The organism is Streptomyces sp. NPDC002209 (assembly GCF_042890265.1).
In the GTDB taxonomy this organism is placed as follows: Bacteria; Actinomycetota; Actinomycetes; order Streptomycetales; family Streptomycetaceae; genus Streptomyces.
The window spans coordinates 198,416-214,259 of the sequence record NZ_JBIARX010000009.1 but is presented as its reverse complement, the minus strand read 5'-3'; the positions used below and the strand labels follow the sequence as shown (position 1 = coordinate 214,259).

Sequence of the window (15,844 nt, the reverse complement as noted above, 5' to 3'; positions counted from 1 at the left end):
CCGTGGGACAGGTCTGGACTCCGGCATCCGGCAAACGCCTCCACCGAACCCGGCCGAGCACCCGTCCGGACGACCGTCACGGCGCTGCCCATGAACGGCAAAGCCCGGCACTGGACCCTGCACCGCTCCGTTGAGCAGGTCGCCGACGAGGATCTGCGCAGCCTGCTCGCGCTCTAATTTGGCAATGGAATCCATTTTCATATAGCGTCTGCGATCGTTCGCCTACCGAGGAGATTCGCCATGGCCGTTCCCAAGCGGAAGATGTCCCGCAGCAACACCCGCCACCGCCGCGCCCAGTGGAAGGCGACCACTCCCATGCTGGTGCCCTTCATCGTTGACGGCTCCGCATACCTCGTGCCGCAGCGGCTGCTGAAGGCGTACGAGCGCGGCCTGCTGCGCCCCGAGGGGTGAGCCGATGACCGGTGCCACCGACGGCCGTCTGCCCGTCACCGTCCTGTCCGGCTTCCTCGGCGCGGGCAAGACCAGCCTGCTCAACCACATCCTGAGCAACCGCGAAGGCCTGCGCGTCGCGGTCATCGTCAACGACATGAGCGAGATCAACATCGACGCCGCCCTCGTGCGCGGCGGCGAAGCAGCCCTGTCGCGTACCGAGGAGCGCCTGGTCGAGATGACCAACGGGTGCATCTGCTGCACCCTGCGCGACGACCTGCTGGAGGAGGTCGACCGCCTCGCCCGCGAGGGCCGTTTCGACTACCTGCTCATCGAGTCGAGCGGGATCTCCGAGCCCATGCCGGTCGCCGCCACCTTCGCCTTCCCCCGGGACGACGGCGCCACCCTCGGCGATCTCGCCCGGCTCGACACCATGGTCACGGTCGTCGACGCGGCGAACTTCCTGCCCGAACTGACCGGCGGGGACGGTCTCGTCGAGCGCGGGCTGGACCAGTACGAGGACGACGAGCGCACCGTCAGCGACCTGTTGATGGACCAGATCGAGTTCGCCGACGTCATCGTGCTCAACAAGCTCGACCTGGTCGGCAAGCGGAGCGCCGACCGGCTCCGAGCAGCCCTCTCCCGCCTCAACCCCGTCGCCAGGATCGTGCCGGCCACCCGCGGACGCGTGGAGCTCCGCGAGGTCCTCGGGACCGGGCTGTTCGACCTCGAGCGCGCCCAGGAGGCCCCGGGCTGGGTCATGGAGCTCAACGGAGACCACGTCCCGGAGACCGAGGAGTACGGGATCTCCTCCACCGTCTTCCGTGCCGAACTGCCCTTCCACCCTGCCCGGTTGTGGAACCTCGTCACCAAGGGCCTCGACAGCGGGACCTTCGGCCAGATCCTGCGTTCCAAGGGCTTCTTCCGGCTGGCCAGCCGCCCGCGCGTGACGGGCCTGTGGTCGCAGGCCGGCGCCGTGGCCCGCTTCGAGCCCTCCGGCGCCCGCGACGCGGACACCACCCAGGGCCAGGAACTGGTCTTCATCGGCACCGGACTGCGCGCCGAAGCGCTCCAAGCCGCCCTGGCCGGCTGCCTGATGGCCGACGGAGAGGCCCTGCCCCCGGGCGATCCCTTCCCCGCCTGGGACACCTACGGCATCGACGACGCCTGCGAGCACGAGCACCAGGAGCCGGCTCTGCAGGCCTGAAGACTCCGGGCCGGATAGTGGTCGCAGCCACGGCACTGTCCGGCCCGGTATCACCGCCCCTGCCACCCAACGGTGCGGGGGCGGCCTTCTTTCCGAGGCGGAAAGCAGCAGGGAAGGGCCCGGCAGGTTCGACTGATCGTCCGGTCCCCGCCGTCTCCGACGCCCTCGCGAGCGCGGCGACCGCCAGGCCCACGGTCGTGTGGCAGGGCGAGGATGACGTGGGGCTGCGCCATCGCCCGCCGGATGGCCGTCAGGTCCTGGCGGAGGATCACCACCGGATCGCCCGTCGTGCCCCGCGTAAGGGCTTCTCGTAGTTGAATGCCGGCTCCGGAGGTGAACCGCTGCACCACCGGATAGCCGCTGCCGCGGTCCTGGACCGACACGGCCAGCACTGCCGCCCGCGGGCTGACACGCAGCAAGTGATCCACCACGAGGCCCCGGACGCCGGGGGTGTTCCCGGTGACCACACTCAGCAGGCCCTTGGACACTCGGCTTCCCATCAGTTGAGGTGGCCGACGCGTTGCGGCGCGGGTGCCGGGCACGGGCGGGACGGCAGGGTGTCGTCGTCCGGCATGCCCGCCCGCAGCCACACGGCGACGGTTTCGGCATCGGCTTCGTCGGCCATCGGCCCGAGGCGCACAACAACGCCATGGGGCTTGCGGTCCGGGGTGCAAGGCTGGACCACGGCATGCAGACCGGCGGTGCGACGGCACCGCAGGAGGCTGCCCAGGCATCCGGTCGAGACCATCACCCCGTGGGGGCAGTCACGGACGACCTGGCGCAGCCGGTCGATCACCTGACCACTTGCCGGGCTCTGGCAGTTCGCACAGACGACCAGGGTGAACGGTCGTGTCGACCGGTCCGGTGATGCGCGGTTCATGGACCCTCCCACGCTACTGACATCAATTTCCGCTTCCTCGGCGTGCCCACATCCCTCCGGGAGACGTGGGCACGCCTGCGTTGCCGGACGGTCGGCTCACCGGCCTACCAGGACGACTTGGTGACTCCGGGGAGGAATCCGGCGTGCGCCTGTTCTCGCATGCGCACCCGGGACAGCCCGAACTTCCGGAGGTGTCCGCGGGGCCGCCCGTCGACGCTGTCGCGGTTGCGGACCCGGGTCGCGCTGGCGTTGCGTGGCTGCTTGCGCAGTTCCGCCAGCGCGGCCGCGCGTTCGGTCTCCGTGGAGGACGGGCGGCGGATGACCTCCTTCAGTTCGGCACGCCGGGCGGCGTACCGCGCGACGACCGCCTTGCGCTTCTCGTTCTGCGCGATCTTGCTCTGCTTGGCCATCAGACCTTCACCCCCCGGGCACGGATCCGCGCCACGGCGGCCTCGACGCCGATGGTGTCCACGGTCTTGATCGCCTTGGCGGAGAGCTTCAGCCGCACGTACCGGCCCTCGCTGGGCAGCCAGTAGCGCTTACTCTGGATGTTGGGGTCGAAGCGGCGCGAGGTGCGCCGGTGCGAGTGGGAAATGTTGTTGCCGAAGCCCGGCTGGGCGCCGGTCAGTTGGCAGTGGGCGGACAAGGGGTTACCTACCTCTCTTCGAACCATTCCTTGTTGGTAATGGGAACCATTGTCATATACTAGCGCCATGGCACGCAACGAAGTACGCCCGATCGTCAAGCTCCGCTCCACGGCCGGCACCGGCTACACGTACGTCACCCGCAAGAACCGGCGGAACGATCCCGACCGCATGGTGCTGCGCAAGTTCGACCCGGTGGTGCGCCGGCACGTCGACTTCCGCGAAGAGCGCTGACCCCCGTCCCCCCTGCCCGAAGGACACGTCATGAAGCCTGGAATCCACCCCGCCTACGGCCCCGTCGTCTTCCGCGACAAGGCCGCCGACTTCGCCTTCCTCACCCGTTCGACCGCCACCAGTGACAAGTCGGTGGAGTGGGAGGACGGCAACACGTACCCCGTCATCGACGTGGAGATCTCCTCGCAGAGCCACCCCTTCTACACCGGCACCGCCCGCGTCCTGGACACCGCCGGCCGCGTCGAGCGCTTCCAGCGCCGCTACGGGAGCAAGCCGTGACCCTGCCCGTCGTCATCATCGGCGGGCTCCACTCCGATGCCCGCAAGGAGGTCGTGGACCGGCTGCTGCACGCCGTGCCGGGCAGCGTCTCCCTCCACCACGACCTGGCCACGGCACCCTCGGGCACGGTGCTGCGCGTGGTGCGCGACGCCTCGGGCGAGCTGTCCCGGGGCACGGCACCCCTCGTGAACGACTGTGCGTGCTGCGCGCTGCGCGAGGACCTGGTCCCCGAGCTGGAACGGCTGGCCGACAGCGGTCTGACCCGGCTGGCCGTCGTCGAGCTCTGGGACTCGGTCGAGCCCAAGGCGATGGCCGAGGTCGTCGTGGGGCACGGTGGAGACGTACTCGATCTCACCGGTGTCATCACCGCGGTCGACCCGGCGCTCGTACTGCCGTACCTCGTCAACGGCGACGATCTGGCGGACGTGGGGCTCGCGGCGGCGGCCTCGGACCAGCGCACCGTCGGGGACACCTGGGCCCGGCAGCTCGAGTACGCGCCCGTGCTCGCCCTCGTCGACAGCGAACACGCCGACGACGAGGACCGCGCCCTCCTCGCCCAGCTCCACCCGACCGCCCGCCACGTGTCGGCCGGATCCGGGGAGCTCGCCCAACTGGCCTTCGCGGGCTTCGACGTGGAAGCGGCGGCCGCCGCCCAGCACCCTGCCTGCGCCCTGCTGCCGCAGGAGGCCGAGGAGGCGGGAGTCACCACCATCGTCTGGCGCCGCCACCGCCCCTTCCATCCCGAACGGCTCTACGAAGCCCTCGAAGACCTCTGCTGCGTCGCTGCCCGCAGCCGCGGCCGGTTCTGGCTCGCCGACCGACCCGACACCCTGCTGGCCTGGGACGCCGCGGGCGGCGCCCTGTGCGTGGAGAACGCCGGGCCCTGGCTGGCTTCCCTGCCGGACGCCGCCTGGGAGATGGTGCCGCCATTGCGCCGGGCAGCCGCCTCGCTCGACTGGCATCCCGAGCACGGCGACTGCTGCCAGCACCTCGTCTTCACCTCGCCCGGCCTCGACCGGAACGGCCTGGAACAGCTCCTCGAGTCCTGCCTGCTCACCGATGCCGAGTACGCGGCGGGCCGCGAGGCCTGGAAGACCCTCCCCGCCGCCTTCGACACCCTCCTCGACCCGGTCTCCTGACCCCCCGGGATCGAAACCCTCCATCGTCCACGACCCGCAAGGAGTCCTCATGGCCCGTCGCCAGACCGCTCTCAAGCCCGTGAAGTCCCGCCCCAACCCGCTGGACGCGGCGAAGATCACGTACATCGACTACAAGGACACCGACCTGCTGCGGAAGTTCATCTCCGACCGCGGGAAGATCCGCAGCCGCCGGGTCACCCGGGTCACGGCACAGCAGCAGCGCCGGCTCGCCGCGGCGATCAAGAACGCCCGGGAGATGGCACTGCTCCCCTACGGCAGCAGCCGATAGGGATTCGACACCGGCTCCGGGTGACTTCCCCTCGATGACGGCTCTGGAACGCTGCTGAACATGACGCTACACAAGGCTCCCAAGTCCTCCAGATCACCCGTCGAGGGGAAGCCACCGCGGAACTGATGCCGCCGGTGAGTACCGGCAGCGTCGCCCCTGCGTTGGACGAACTCGAGGACGCCCTGCGCCGGGTCCAGCGGGAGCTCTCCGGCCGGCTGCGACCCTGAGGCGTACTCGTCTACGGGGACCACATCAGCCCGGACGCGACGCACGTCTCCGAACTCGCCCTCCACATCGGTCAACGGCGAGGACCGGCAGTCCTGGTGGTCGGAGGTAGGGCTGCTTCGCGAGGCCGGATTCAGTCAGGCAGGGGCCGTCCGGCCATTCGGCCACAGCCACGTCGTGGTCGCCGCCCGCTGAACCACGCGGTAGGTCTCACGACTCGCTCAGCTCGGCCACCGTCTCGGCCTGGTCCCAGACCGCCAGGAACGACATCCTCAGACAAGCGGCGAGCGCCGGGTGCTCGATGAACAGGGCGGTGGTGGCGCGGGTTTCGGCCATCGGGTCGGGCATGTCGCACAGGACCATGGAAGCATCGGCGACGATCAACTTCAGGGGAAGGTCCGGGGCGAATCGGGCCTCCTCCCCCGCCGCGCCGAAGCGGTTGACGTTCTCCAGCACCTCCGCGTCTCCGAGGGCCTCGTGGGTGTAGACGGCACACGCCCGGCCCCCGGCCCGGCGCAGCCTGCGGACGGCCTCGATCCCCTCGTCGTTGGCCGCGGGGGCGACGAAGGGGGGCTTACAGAAGCTGAGCAGCTCCTGCGCCGCCTGCTCCTGGATGCTCGCGAAGCGCTCGGCGATCGCCTTCGGATCCCGCAACACCTCGATGTAGTCGAGCGGGTCGGTGTGCGTCTGCCCGGCGGCCCACAGCGGGGTCAGCGCCGCGGTGAGCGCGACCGCTGCCCGGTCCATCCGCTCCATCGACTCCCTCTGCAGGGCCATCAGCCGGGCGAGGGCCAGTTCCGGTGCCACGGCGGAGAAGGTGGCCACCCGCCCGGGACGCAGGACGGCGAGGTTACGGCGCACCAGCGCGTCGAGTACGTCGTAGACCCGCTGGCGGGGGACGTCCGCGGCCCGCGCGGCCTGCGCCGCGGTGTACGACTCCCGCCTCACCAGCGTGAGATAGACCCGCGCCTCGTAGCGCGAAAGGCCGAACCCCACAAGGTCGTTGACCGCACTCTCGTCCAACTCCATGGCAGCACACCGTATACCCGGAGATGACTGACCGAAAGCAATCCTTTGCCCTCGCCGGGTATTCCCTTGGGCCTGCTGTCACTAGGTTCTGCGGTGGCCACCACTCGACGTGGTGGCAGCCCGTCAGATCAATGAACCAGTGCCACTCGCCCCGCGGCGTTCCTCGTGATCAGACATGGCATGAACCTGTCATTTCATGGGGCCGCATCCCACGCCGCGGTGATCCGACCCCCCATGGAGGGCAGTTCATTGCAGTCGAAATCCATCAGTCGCGTCAGAAGTCTGGTCGCGGTCGCGGCCCTGATATCCGGCGGCTTACTCGCGGCCGCCTCGCCGTCGACGGCCACGACCGCGCCCACGCCCGCGACTCCCGCCGCGTCGGGCGTGCACACCCAACGGCTTTGCTCGGAGCCCGCGAAGGCCGGATTCATGGCCTGCCACGCGCTGGCCCGCACCGACCTCGAGCAGCGGCTCAGCCTCGCGCCGAACCTCGTTCCGTCCGGCTACGGACCCACCGACCTCCAGAGCGCGTACGCCCTGTCCGCCTCGGCCGGCGCCGGGGCCACGGTCGCCATCATCGACGCCTACGACGACCCGAACGCCGAGTCCGACCTGGCCACGTACCGCTCCCAGTACGGGCTGCCGCCCTGCACCACCGCCAACGGATGCTTCAAGAAGGTCGATCAGAACGGCGGCACCAACTATCCGAGCGCCGACTCCGGTTGGGCGGGCGAGATCTCGCTCGACGTGGACATGGTCAGCGCCGTCTGCCCGCAGTGCCACATCCTGCTCGTCGAGGCGAACCAGCCGTCCATGGCCGACCTGGGCGCAGCCGTCAACCGCGCCGTGACCATGGGGGCGAAGTACGTCTCCAACAGCTACGGCGGCGGCGAGGACTCCACCGACCCGAGCTCCGACGCCTCGTACTTCAACCACCCGGGCGTAGCCATCACCGTCAGCTCCGGTGACAGCGGCTACGGGGTCGAGTACCCGGCGGCCTCCCAGTACGTCACCTCCGTGGGCGGCACCTCGCTGACCCGCGCGGGCGGCACCTCGCGCGGCTGGTCCGAATCCGTCTGGGGTACCAGCGCCGGCGGCAACGGCGCGGGCTCCGGCTGCTCGGCCTACACCACCAAGCCGTCCTGGCAGCACGACAGCGGCTGCGCCAAGCGCACCGTCTCCGACGTCTCGGCCGTCGCGGACCCTGCCACGGGCCTCGCGGTCTACGACAGCTACCAGGCGAGCGGCTGGAACGTCTACGGCGGCACCAGCGCCTCCGCCCCGATCATCGCCGCCGTCTACGCGCTGGCGGGCACCCCGGCCGCGGGCAGCTACCCGTCCTCGTACCCGTACGCCCACACCGCGTCCCTCAACGACGTGACCAGCGGGGCCAACGGCTCGTGCGGCAGCAGCTACCTCTGCACCGCCAAGTCCGGCTACGACGGCCCCACCGGCCTCGGCAGCCCGAACGGCACCGCCGCCTTCACGGGCGGCTCCACCGGCGGGAACACCGTCACCGTGACCTCCCCCGGGAACCAGTCCACCACCGTCAACACCGCCGCCTCACTCCAGATCCAGGCCACCGACTCCGCGAGCGGCCAGACCCTGACGTACAGCGCCACCGGACTCCCGCCGGGCCTGTCGGTCAACGCCTCGACCGGCCTGATCAGCGGTACGCCGACCACCGCGGGCACCTACAACGTGACCGTGACCGCCAAGGACACCACCAACGCCAGCGGCAGCGCCTCCTTCACCTGGACCGTCACCCCGACCGGCGGCGGCTGCGTCCCCGCGCAGCTCCTCGGCAACGCCGGCTTCGAAACCGGCAGCGCCAGTCCCTGGACCGCTACCGCCGGCGTGGTCGACAACGGCAGCGGCGAGGCCGCCCACTCCGGCTCGTGGAAGGCCTGGCTCAACGGCTACGGATCCGCCCACACCGACTCGCTCTCCCAGTCGGTGACCCTCCCGTACGGCTGCCACGCCACCCTCAGCTACTACCTGCACATCGACACCGCGGAGACGACCACCACCACCGCCTACGACAAGCTGACGGTGCAGGCCAACTCCACCACCCTGGCCTCGTACTCCAACCTCAACAAGAACACCGGCTACGTGCAGAAGTCCTTCGACCTGTCCTCGTTCGCGGGGCAGACGGTGACCATCAAGTTCAGCGGAACCGAGGACCCCAGCCTGCAGACGTCGTTCGTGATCGACGACACCGCGGTCAGCACCGGCTGACCGCCGAATGAAGGACGGGCCCGGACCGCAGGCATCGGTCCGGGCCCGCCCGGTCATGAGGTGGTCACCGGACCACCACGGTGACCCGCCAGGCCGCCAGCGCGAGGCAGCGCACCCCGCCGGACGGAGCGGGCGGCGAACACACGGGGACAGCGGACTCGAGAACGGCCGTTCCGGCCGACACACCCCGGAAGACATGGTCCGAGACTTCGGCCAACGCAGCGCCTTCCAAGGTCACCGCGGCCGGGGGCGTCCCCGGCAACAGCACCCGGACCGTGCCCTGCCTCCCCAGACAGATCCGATGGCCGTTGTCCGCCGCCGTGACGGTCACCTCGGTGCCGTTCACCGCCATTGCAGTCCCACAGTCGACGCCGGCGGACGCCGAGGCCGTCTCCGCCGGCTTCGACCCGGAGGGCACGGCGTCCGAGCCGCATCCGGCCGTGAGCAGCAGCGCCATCACAACCACACCCGTCCGTTCCCGCATCCCACGACCTCCCGCACGGCAGCACCGGCCAGGAATGGGACGCAGCCCCCGTGATCCGGGTTCCATCGAGCCCACGGCAATGACCGTTCAGCTCCTTCTGGCCCGCTTCACCACCCTGAGGGCCCCGTCCCCGACTCCTTCGCGGCCACCGGAAGCCAACCGCTGTCCTGACGAATTGCCATCGAAGTCAACACCACGGGAACTCCACACGGGCCGCACACGACCATCTCCCCGGGGCTTGTGGGGGCAGGAAGTTTCGTGAGCGAATCCTGGGATCAGGGAATGTCGATGGCCGAAGAAGAACCGCCCGCAGTTCGGATGCCCAAGGCGACGGGCCGATGTGTACCTCCCCCGGCATTGACCGGGTTCGTGCTGCTGCTCCTGGCGATGTTCGGCCTCTCGTACGGGGTCGGTTCCGTGGCCGGTCCGGTCGCGCCCGGCATGCACTCCTCCCGCACGGATCCGGGCTCCCCCGGGAATTCCGATCCGGGCGGCATGGGCGGGATGGGCGGCATGCATTCGGGTGGTGGGCGATGACGGCCGATGTGGCGGGTATTGCCCCGCTGACCACGGACCTTGTCGTCAGTGGTATGACCTGCGCGGCCTGCGTGAGCCGGGTGGAAAAGCGGCTCGGCAGGCTCGACGGCGTGACGGCCACGGTCAACCTGGCCACCGGCAAGGCCCGAGTGAGCCATCCCCCGGACGTCACCGTCGACGAGCTGCTGGCAGCGGTCGAACGCGCCGGCTACGGCGCCGAACCGGCAACTCCGCCCCAGGCGCCTCCCACCGCCCCATCGGGCGGGCCCGCGGAGGACGACCACGTCCGCAAGGACCGCGAGCGGCTGCTGATCACCGCTCTCCTGTGCCTGCCGGTCCTCGTCCTGTCGATGGTGCCCGCCCTGCAGTTCCGCAACTGGCAGTGGCTGTGCCTCGTGCTCTCCGCCCCGGTGGTGGTCTGGAGCGCCTGGCCGTTCCACCTGAGGGCGGCCCGCGGGCTGCGGCACTCGGCAGCCACCATGGACACCCTCGTCTCCCTGGGCGTGCTCGCCTCGTTCGCGTGGTCCCTGTACGCCCTGTTCCTCGGCGGTGCCGGCGATCCGGGGATGCGGATGCCGTTCACCCTGCTTCCCTCTGCGGGAGGCGATGTCGCCCACGTCTACCTTGAGGCGGCGGTAGGCGTCCCCCTCTTCGTCCTGACCGGCCGCCATCTGGAAGCGCGCGCCCGACGCGGCACCGGTGCGGCCCTGCGCTCCCTGGCGGGCCTGGCCGCCAAGGACGCGACCGTACGGGAGGGCGGCAAGGAACGCCGGGTGCCGATCGAACGACTCCGGCTGGGGCAGGAGTTCGTCGTGCGGCCCGGCGAACGGGTCGCCACCGACGGCGTGGTGGTGTCGGGGAGTTCGGCCCTGGACCTCTCGCTGGTCACCGGGGAGAGCGATCCGGTCGAGGTGGGCCCGGGGCGGCCGGTGGTCGGGGCCGCCGTCAATGCGGGCGGGCTGCTGCTCGTACGGGCCACCGCGGTGGGCGCCGACACCCAGCTCGCCAGGATCACCCGCATGGTCACCGAGGCCCAGGCGGGGAAAGCCCGCGCCCAACGCCTGGCGGACAGGGTGGCCGGCGTGTTCGTGCCGGTCGTGCTGGCCCTGGCCGTGACGGTCCTCGGCTTCTGGCTGGGCGCCGGGGCCGACCCGCAGTCCGCCGTCACCGCGGCCGTGGCGATCCTCGTCGTCGCCTGCCCCTGCGCCCTCGGACTGGCCACCCCCACCGCGCTCATGGCGGCGACCGGCCGGGGTACACAACTCGGCGTCCTGGTCAGCGGACCGCAGGCGCTGGAGGCCCTTCGCCACGTCGACGTGATCGTCCTGGACAAGACCGGCACGCTCACCACCGGGAACATGTCGGTCGTACGGGTCACGGCCGTCGACGGCGGCATCGGCCGGGACGCTGCGATCCGGCTGGCCGGGGCAGTGGAACAGGGGTCGGAGCACCCGCTGGGCCGCGCGCTCGTCTCGTACGCCCAACGCGTGCAGCCCAAGGCCCCGTTGCCCGAGGTCGACGGCTTCCTCGCCACTCCCGGGAGCGGCGTCGAGGGAGTGGTGGGAGGCCGTCGGGTGGAGGTACGCGCCCTCGGCGACCGCCTGCCCGACCCGCTCGCGCAGGCGCTGGCCGAGGCAGAGGCCGACGCGCTCACACCGGTCCTGGTCCGGGTGGACGGGGCGGACGAAGCCCTCATCGCGCTGGGCGACGTGCTGCGGCCCGGCAGCTACCGTGCCGTCGACCGGCTGCGGCGGCTGGGCCTGGAAACGGTCCTGGCCACCGGCGACCGCGACGCGGCCGCGCGGGCCGTCGCCACGGGGCTCGGCATCACCGCGGTCCACGCCCGCTGCACACCGCAGGACAAGGCCGCCCTGGTCAGGGAGTTGAAGGAGCAGGGCCGCCGGGTGGCCGTGATCGGGGACGGGGTCAACGACGCGGCGGCACTGGCGGAGGCCGACCTCGGCATCGCGATGGGCACCGGGACGGACGTGGCCATCGGAGCCGCCGACGTGACGCTCGTACGGGGTGACATCGAGGCGGTCGCCGACGCCGTCCGCCTGGCCCGTCGCACGCTGGCGACCATCCGCCTCAATCTGGTGTGGGCGTTCGGCTACAACGCGGTGACCGTGCCGCTTGCGGCCACCGGATGGCTCAACCCCATGGTCGCCGCGGCCGCGATGTCGGCCAGCTCGCTCCTCGTCGTGGCCAACAGCCTGCGCCTGCGCACCTGGCAGCCCTCCCCGCAGCACTCCTCCGCATCCTCCCGAAAGGCTTCCGAGCGATGACCGATTCCCTCCGGACCGCGTCAGCGGGTTGGTCGCTCAGCCGCCGGCGCCTTCGCGACGGGCGGACCGGCGCGCTCGTTCCCGTCTTGGCCTGCCTGACGGCACTGGTCGGCCTGACGGCCTGGACGAAGGCGGGGGCGGCAGGCGGCCCGGCGCACATCGAAGTCGGCGTCGGGCGGGTCTTCCTGCCCTACGCCGACAAGGAGCGGACCGCCGCCTTCTTCACCATCACCAACACCGGCGGATCCGATGACCAGTTGCTGTCCGTGACGTCGCCGGCCCTCGACGACGCGATGCTCAACCGGCACGAACGGGCGGGCCAGGGCGCCGACACGATGGGCACGGCCACGTCCGTGGGCCTCCCGGCGGGCAGCCGTCTGATCATGACACCGAGCACGGTGGACGTGATGGCAACGGTGAAGATCCGTTGGAAAGAAGGGGACGCCGTCCCCTTCGTCCTGCACTTCCGGCGCAGCGGCCCCGTGGACGCGGTGGCGTTCGTGGTGCGGCCCGGCAGCTGAACGGGGCTGCCCGGCCGGCACCCGCGGCTCACGCGACGGCGACGGAGTCCAGCTTGCCGGCCTTGGCGTCCTCGATGATGGAGCCGAACTGGTCGGCGCTCATCTGGACCTTTTGGCCGAAGTCGTCGGTGATCACGACCCTGCGGTCCGCAGGGGCTGATTCGTCGATGAACAGCTGCGGGCATCCGCAGTCGCACTTGCCGCAGAACGTCGCCACGGGCTGCAGGGAACTGATGTCGGTCATTGCATGCGCCTCTCTCCGTACGCGTCCGCGGTCGTAGAACGGCTTTCTGCGACCCGGATGTCAGGGGAATGCCCGTCCGGTGTCGGCTGCAAGCTCCGGATCGAAGCGTTGCGGGAGCACGAGTGGAGTCGCTCGTGCTTCCACTGCTTCCAGTGGTCGGGAAGTGACGGAAACCAGAACGGGTCCCCGTACGACTACGTGAGAGAGCTCGCCGGACCACGATGTCCGGCCCATCGCCATCCGCACCAGGAAGTGACGCCATGACGGAGCAGAAGTACCAGGTGAACGGCATGTCCTGTGGCCACTGTGCCGACCGCATCACGAAGGAGGTCTCCGCGGTTCCCGGGGTGAGCCGCGTGGTCGTGGACCTCGGCGCGAACGCCGTCACGGTGGGAGGCGCGCCCCTCGACGACGGTCTGATTCGCGAGGCGATCGCCGAGGCGGGCTACGGCGTCACCGATGCTCCCTGACCGCAGCCGAGAAGGGTCGCCACCGATTGCCGGCCCGGGGGAACTCGGAGCGCCCGCCGTCCGACTACTGCGGCGTGGGCGACGGTCGGGAATCCTCTCGCGCCCTGCTGCTACGCAAGGATCGAGGTAGGTGTGATGGGCGGGCTGGATGTTCACATGCGTCAGGTGGCCTGCCGGCATGGCCGCGTGGAGGCGGTCGCCGATGTGGATCTGGAGATCGCGGCCGGCGAGCGAGTGGCGCTGACCGGGACCAACGGTTCGGGCAAGACCACGCTCCTGCGGGCCGTGCTCGGACTCCACCGGCAGGTTTCGGGTTCGATCACGGTCGGTGGGCGGGGTACCGGTTCGCCGGCGGAGTGGGCGTGGCGGCGGCGGGCGTGTGCCTGGATTCCGCAGAAGCCCGCGGCGGGCCGGTTCCCGCTGCTCGGCTCCGAGCTGCTGGCCAGCAGTACCGCTCCCGTGGACGCCGCCGAGGCGGCGGACCGGCTCGGTGTCGCGGAGCTGACGGAGCGGCCCCTGCACACCCTCTCGGGCGGCCAGTTGCAGCGCATGTACCTGGCCAGGGCGATCGGCTGTGTCGCCGCCGGGGCGCAGGTGCTGCTGGCGGACGAGCCGACCGCCGCCCTCGACTTCGACGGGCAGGAAGAGGCTGCGGACGTGCTGACGTCGCTGCCGGTGACGCTGGTCGTGGTGACGCACGACCGCACTCTGGCGGAGCGCTGTGACCGCGTGCTGGAAATGGCGGCCGGCCGGCTGCGGGAAGTTCGTTGATGCCGGTGAACCTGGCCACCGCCGACCTTGGCGCGCTGTTCCAGCTCGTCCCCGTGCAGCGGGCCGGGATCGCCCTGCTCCTCGCCGCCATCGGGCTGCCGGTGATCGGGGTGGTGATCGTCGGGCTCGACATCATGCCGGTGCGGTTCGCGATGATGCACGTCGCGTTGCTCGGGATCGCCGTCGGCCTGCTGACCGGACTCGATCCCATGCTGTGCGCGCTCGTCGCGTGCGCCCTGGCCGGAGCCGGCGTCGCACCGCTCGCCCGTACCCCGGACGGGCTGTCCGGGGCGATGGGGCTGCTGATGAGCCTGGCCATCGCGGCCGCGCTGCTCCTCCTCGCGGTGACCGGCGTCAACGCGTCCGGCGCCTTCGCACTGCTCTGGGGGTCGATCCTGTCGGTCGGAACGCCGGATCTGATCGTCCTCGGCGTACTGGCCGTCGCCGTACCAGGCCTGTTCTGGTGGCGGCGCCGCGAGATCGGCCTGCTCCTCTACGACCGTGAGCTCGCCCAGTGCTCCGGCGTACCGGTTCGGGCCCTGACCGCGGCCCTGCTCGTCCTGGTCGCGATCGCCGTGGCCGGGGCGATCAAGCTGACCGGTGCGCTGCTGGTCGACGCCCTGACCCTGCTGCCCGCGCTCGCGGCCCGTCGCCTGGGCAGCTCCTTGAAGTCGATCACGCTGTGGGCCATCGGCATCGGCGTCGTCGTCAACCTGACGGGGTTCCTCCTTGCCCTGTGGCTGGACTGGCCACCCGGGCCCGTCCTCGTCCTGACGGCGGGGGCCCTCGTCCTCGCCGTGCATTTCATACCCGAACGGAGAATCAGCTCATGGCGCGCACCCGCGTCCGTATCCCTGCCCTCGTCGCACTGAGCGCAGCACTCCTCCTGACCGCAGCGTGCGGCAGTGACACCTCTTCCGACAAGGCACCGGCCGGGAGCGCCAGCGAGGCGAAGAAGGACAAGCCCGTGGTGGTCGTGACCACCAGCTGGGAGGGCGCCTTCGCCAAGGCGGCGGGCGCCGAGGACGTGAAGGTCATCGTCCCGCTGTCGGTGCACCACGCCCCCGACTACGACCCGAAGCCCTCGGACCTCGCCGCCGTCGCCAAGGCCGACTTCGTGCTGTACGCGCCCTTCGAGCCGTACGCGGCGAAGATCAAGGAGGCAGCCGGCTCGAAGGCGAAGCTGGTCGAGGTCAACCTCGACAACGACCCCGACAAGGTCAAGGCAGAGGTCGACAAGCTGGGAGCCCTCTTCGGCACGGCGGACGCCGCCACGCAGTGGAAGACCGGCTTCGACACCGAGTACGCGAAGCTGAACAAGGACGTCCAGGCGGCCTGGCCCGGCGGCAAGAGCCCCTCCGTCGTCACCCAGGTCTTCACCGCCTGGGCCGCGAAGCTCGCGGGAGCCACCCCCGTGGGCACCTTCGGACCGGAAGCCGTGACCCCGGCGCAGCTCGCCGAGCTCTCCGCGAAGAAGCCGGCGATCGTCCTGGACAACGCCCACATGTCCACCGGCACGGTCCTGCCCGACTCCGGCGCCAAGCAGATCAAGATCGTCAACTACCCCGGCGAGGACCTCGACCTGCTTCCGGTCTACCGCAACGCGGCGGCCGAGCTGAAGAAGGCCATGGCCTCGTGATCCGGGCGGCGCGGAGCGCGCCGTAGAGCCGAAGAGCCGTGAAGTCCCGGGGCGGTGCGTGCGCCCCGCCCCGGGATGCACTTCGTACCCGATTCATCGGCCGCTGTTGCCTTCGCGCTGACTTTCCGGCAGGCACATGCGCGGCCACCGGGTCGGCAGCGTGCCCCGTACACGGGTCGTCCAGCAGCCCGTAAGCGCTGGATGAGTCCTGCTGCCCGACCGCGATGCCCGTGGCGTCCGGCGGACCCGGAGCTTCCACGCGGCGACCGGTGTCCGGCTCGCGCTGGGCCCGCTCTTCCTGCTCGCACACCCGGTGGGCGGACTGCCCGCTGCCGGCCG

The 15,844-nt window shown here is 70.7% G+C and carries 20 protein-coding genes; 14 read left to right on the top strand and 6 right to left on the bottom strand.

From position 1 onward, the window contains the following. The first annotated feature begins 240 nt into the window (after positions 1 to 240). Together rpmF and ACFYXK_RS20055 are read left to right on the top strand one after the other, a co-directional pair. On the top strand, positions 241 to 411 hold the full coding sequence (gene rpmF / locus ACFYXK_RS20060) for a 50S ribosomal protein L32 (protein WP_389412328.1): 171 nt from the start codon (positions 241 to 243) through the stop codon (positions 409 to 411). Between the two features lie 4 nt (positions 412 to 415). After that, positions 416 to 1,597 (top strand): GTP-binding protein, encoded by a 1,182-nt coding sequence (locus tag ACFYXK_RS20055; RefSeq protein WP_389412327.1) that lies wholly within the window; start codon positions 416 to 418, stop codon positions 1,595 to 1,597. Positions 1,598 to 2,096: 499 nt separating this feature from the next. On the opposite strand, the gene ACFYXK_RS20050 is transcribed toward ACFYXK_RS20055, so the two are convergent. The 3 genes from ACFYXK_RS20050 to rpmB all read right to left on the bottom strand — a co-directional run bounded on the left by ACFYXK_RS20050 (position 2,097) and on the right by rpmB (position 3,123). Continuing rightward, entirely contained in the window at positions 2,097 to 2,477 is a 381-nt protein-coding gene (locus ACFYXK_RS20050; protein ID WP_389412326.1) for a hypothetical protein, read from the bottom strand. A gap of 104 nt (positions 2,478 to 2,581) precedes the next feature. After that, entirely contained in the window at positions 2,582 to 2,887 is a 306-nt protein-coding gene (gene rpsN, locus ACFYXK_RS20045) for a 30S ribosomal protein S14 (protein ID WP_042813371.1), read from the bottom strand. Then, positions 2,887 to 3,123 carry a 50S ribosomal protein L28 gene (gene rpmB, locus ACFYXK_RS20040; protein WP_344161633.1) on the bottom strand — a complete coding sequence of 79 codons (237 nt, stop codon included), beginning with the start codon at positions 3,121 to 3,123 and terminating at the stop codon, positions 2,887 to 2,889. Before rpmB ends, rpsN begins: the two co-directional genes overlap by 1 nt. Before the next feature lie 67 nt (positions 3,124 to 3,190). Here rpmB and rpmG point away from each other — a divergent pair, with 67 nt between their 5' ends. Genes rpmG through rpsR form a run of 4 tightly spaced genes read left to right on the top strand, consistent with a single transcriptional unit; the run spans position 3,191 to position 5,062 of the window. Next, entirely contained in the window at positions 3,191 to 3,355 is a 165-nt protein-coding gene (rpmG, locus tag ACFYXK_RS20035) for a 50S ribosomal protein L33 (protein WP_030162346.1), read from the top strand. 30 nt (positions 3,356 to 3,385) lie between these two features. Next, entirely contained in the window at positions 3,386 to 3,634 is a 249-nt protein-coding gene (locus tag ACFYXK_RS20030; RefSeq protein ID WP_389412325.1) for a type B 50S ribosomal protein L31, read from the top strand. Beyond that, positions 3,631 to 4,773 carry a CobW family GTP-binding protein gene (locus tag ACFYXK_RS20025; RefSeq protein ID WP_389412324.1) on the top strand — a complete coding sequence of 381 codons (1,143 nt, stop codon included), beginning with the start codon at positions 3,631 to 3,633 and terminating at the stop codon, positions 4,771 to 4,773. The genes ACFYXK_RS20030 and ACFYXK_RS20025 overlap by 4 nt, the downstream gene beginning before the upstream one ends. A gap of 49 nt (positions 4,774 to 4,822) precedes the next feature. Continuing rightward, on the top strand, positions 4,823 to 5,062 hold the full coding sequence (rpsR, locus tag ACFYXK_RS20020; protein WP_389412323.1) for a 30S ribosomal protein S18: 240 nt from the start codon (positions 4,823 to 4,825) through the stop codon (positions 5,060 to 5,062). 435 nt (positions 5,063 to 5,497) lie between these two features. Here rpsR and ACFYXK_RS20015 read toward each other — a convergent pair whose 3' ends face one another. Further along, the gene (locus ACFYXK_RS20015) at positions 5,498 to 6,316 is read right to left on the bottom strand and encodes a TrmB family transcriptional regulator (protein ID WP_389412322.1); all 819 of its coding nucleotides are present in this window, start codon (positions 6,314 to 6,316) and stop codon (positions 5,498 to 5,500) included. 234 nt (positions 6,317 to 6,550) lie between these two features. On the opposite strand from ACFYXK_RS20015, the gene ACFYXK_RS20010 reads away from it, so the two are divergent. Beyond that, the gene (locus ACFYXK_RS20010) at positions 6,551 to 8,554 is read left to right on the top strand and encodes a putative Ig domain-containing protein (RefSeq protein ID WP_389412321.1); all 2,004 of its coding nucleotides are present in this window, start codon (positions 6,551 to 6,553) and stop codon (positions 8,552 to 8,554) included. A gap of 64 nt (positions 8,555 to 8,618) precedes the next feature. Here the strand turns inward: ACFYXK_RS20010 and ACFYXK_RS20005 are convergent, their stop codons facing one another. Continuing rightward, a complete protein-coding gene (locus ACFYXK_RS20005; RefSeq protein WP_389412320.1) occupies positions 8,619 to 8,900 on the bottom strand; it encodes a hypothetical protein in 282 nt (93 codons plus the stop codon). A 495-nt stretch (positions 8,901 to 9,395) separates the two neighbouring features. Here ACFYXK_RS20005 and ACFYXK_RS20000 point away from each other — a divergent pair, with 495 nt between their 5' ends. The 3 genes from ACFYXK_RS20000 to ACFYXK_RS19990 are packed head-to-tail and all read left to right on the top strand — an operon-like array spanning position 9,396 to position 12,381. Continuing rightward, positions 9,396 to 9,575: a hypothetical protein gene (locus ACFYXK_RS20000; protein ID WP_389412319.1), complete on the top strand. Its 180-nt coding sequence runs from the start codon at positions 9,396 to 9,398 to the stop codon at positions 9,573 to 9,575. Then, positions 9,572 to 11,860, top strand: coding sequence for a heavy metal translocating P-type ATPase (locus ACFYXK_RS19995; protein WP_389412318.1), 2,289 nt, complete (start codon positions 9,572 to 9,574; stop codon positions 11,858 to 11,860). Before ACFYXK_RS20000 ends, ACFYXK_RS19995 begins: the two co-directional genes overlap by 4 nt. After that, a complete protein-coding gene (locus ACFYXK_RS19990) occupies positions 11,857 to 12,381 on the top strand; it encodes a copper chaperone PCu(A)C (RefSeq protein WP_389412317.1) in 525 nt (174 codons plus the stop codon). The genes ACFYXK_RS19995 and ACFYXK_RS19990 overlap by 4 nt, the downstream gene beginning before the upstream one ends. 28 nt (positions 12,382 to 12,409) lie before the next feature. Here ACFYXK_RS19990 and ACFYXK_RS19985 read toward each other — a convergent pair whose 3' ends face one another. Continuing rightward, positions 12,410 to 12,625, bottom strand: coding sequence for a hypothetical protein (locus tag ACFYXK_RS19985; protein WP_389412316.1), 216 nt, complete (start codon positions 12,623 to 12,625; stop codon positions 12,410 to 12,412). A 260-nt stretch (positions 12,626 to 12,885) separates the two neighbouring features. Here ACFYXK_RS19985 and ACFYXK_RS19980 point away from each other — a divergent pair, with 260 nt between their 5' ends. From ACFYXK_RS19980 to ACFYXK_RS19965, 4 genes are all read left to right on the top strand, one after another. Then, entirely contained in the window at positions 12,886 to 13,095 is a 210-nt protein-coding gene (locus ACFYXK_RS19980; RefSeq protein WP_389412315.1) for a heavy-metal-associated domain-containing protein, read from the top strand. Between the two features lie 135 nt (positions 13,096 to 13,230). Next, entirely contained in the window at positions 13,231 to 13,866 is a 636-nt protein-coding gene (locus ACFYXK_RS19975) for a metal ABC transporter ATP-binding protein (protein WP_389412314.1), read from the top strand. Then, a complete protein-coding gene (locus ACFYXK_RS19970; protein WP_389412313.1) occupies positions 13,866 to 14,738 on the top strand; it encodes a metal ABC transporter permease in 873 nt (290 codons plus the stop codon). The genes ACFYXK_RS19975 and ACFYXK_RS19970 overlap by 1 nt, the downstream gene beginning before the upstream one ends. Further along, positions 14,696 to 15,505 (top strand): ABC transporter substrate-binding protein, encoded by an 810-nt coding sequence (locus tag ACFYXK_RS19965; RefSeq protein ID WP_389412312.1) that lies wholly within the window; start codon positions 14,696 to 14,698, stop codon positions 15,503 to 15,505. Before ACFYXK_RS19970 ends, ACFYXK_RS19965 begins: the two co-directional genes overlap by 43 nt. The last annotated feature ends 339 nt before the right edge of the window (positions 15,506 to 15,844 follow it).